2 protein-coding genes are annotated in these 1571 nt (G+C 75.9%); both read right to left on the bottom strand.

The features are described 5' to 3' along the window. Positions 1–26: 26 nt before the first annotated feature. On the bottom strand, positions 27–1376 hold the full coding sequence (locus AOK23_RS39720; protein WP_055717295.1) for a hypothetical protein: 1350 nt from the start codon (positions 1374–1376) through the stop codon (positions 27–29). Positions 1377–1386: 10 nt separating this feature from the next. Further along, a partial coding sequence (locus AOK23_RS39725) for a MoaD/ThiS family protein (protein ID WP_169800378.1) occupies positions 1387–1571 on the bottom strand: 185 nt, incomplete at its 5' end.

Here is a 1571-nt window from a genome sequence, read left to right on the forward strand (position 1 = left end):
CCCCGAGCTATGAGGCGCCCTTGGTCTCAGCCCAGCGCCCGGCCCAGCAAATACACCGCCGGCGCCGCCGCGGCGAGCGGCAGCGCCACTCCCGCCGTGAAGTGCACGAACCGGGACGGGTAGTCGTAGCCGGCGACCCGGTGTCCGACCAGCGCGCACAGCCCGGCCCCCGCCCCCAACAGCGCGCCGGAGCTGCCGAGATCGGTCCCTCCGCCGACGGCGACCCCCGCACCGGCCGCCGCCAGCAGCGCCACCACCACCGACGCCGCCGTCGGCAACGGCAGTGCCCGCGCCACCACGGCCACCGCGACAGCGACCCCGCCGACGGTGACCGCGTCCGCGGTCGCCGCCAGATATCCGGTCGCGATGATCGCCAGCGCCGCCGAGGCGATCGTCGCCATCAGCCCGTACATCCGCTCGTCCGGGTCCGCGTGGCTCCGCAGCCCGAGCACGATCCCGAGCAGCACCCACACCCCGAGCGTCCCGAGGATCGCCGCGGGCGCGTGCTCACGCCCGGCCGCGAACAGCGCCGCGTCCGCCGCGAGCGCGCCCGCGAACGCCAGCACGATGCCCTGCCGGGCCGGCCACATGCCGTTCAGCCGGAACCAGCCCGCCGCCGTCACGGCCTGGAGGATCACCAGCGGTACGGCGAGGGCGTACTCCCCGATCGCCGCCGCGCCCGCCAGCAGCAGCCCCAGTACCGCCGTGATCAGCGCCGGCTGCATGCCGGGCTCGATGATCGGCGACCGTCCCTCGGCCCGTGCCCGCTGCGCGTCGGTGATCCGCGCGTTCCCGGTGAGCGTCGGCGGCCCGTACGCGGGCCCGGCCTCGCCGGAGTCGCCCCCCTGGGCGTGGTCGTGCGGAGCCACCGGCGCCTGCCCGTGCGGCTGACCGGCGGCGGCATGCGAAGGCACCGGGGCCTGCCCCTGGGCAAACCCCTGGCCCTGGGGGTACGCCTGGCCCCGCGGACCGGGCTGGCCCTGCGGTCCGGTCCGCCCATGCTGTCCGGGCTGGCCCTGCGGTCCGGCCTGCCCATGCTGTCCGGGCTGGTGGTCCGGGGCGTACTGCGGGGGGCGGCCGTCCGTCTGCGGCGGCAGGTACGCCGTCTCCGTCAGGTTCGCCGCGAAGGGGGCGGTCTGCGGCTGCACCTGGGTGTCCCAGGTCTGGCCCTCCCACTGCTGCGCGTACTGCTGCCCGTGGGCGGCCTGCCCCTCGTCGTACCCCTGCCACTGCGGCTGCGCCGCGTACGGCGGCTGCTGCTGCGCCTGGTGCGGCGCCTGGTGCTGCTCGGCCCGGTGCTGCTGCTCCGGCTCCTGGTGGGCGTCGTAGCCGGGGTGCCCCTGGTGGCCCTCGTACCCGTACGGCTGGTTGCTCATGATGTGGGGGTCACCCTCCTGCGAACGGCGGGAGCACCTCGACCGTGCCGCCCTCGGCCAGACGTACCGTCTCATGTTCACGGGTGCCCACAGGGTTCCCGTCGACGAGGAACGAGCATCGCCGCAGCACGCGGACGAGTTCGCCGGGGTGTCGCTCGCGGATCTCGCCGAGGGCCTCGGCGAGATCCGCGAGCG

Origin of the sequence: Streptomyces torulosus (assembly GCF_001419765.1) — a bacterium.
Taxonomy (GTDB): Bacteria; Actinomycetota; Actinomycetes; order Streptomycetales; family Streptomycetaceae; genus Streptomyces; species Streptomyces torulosus.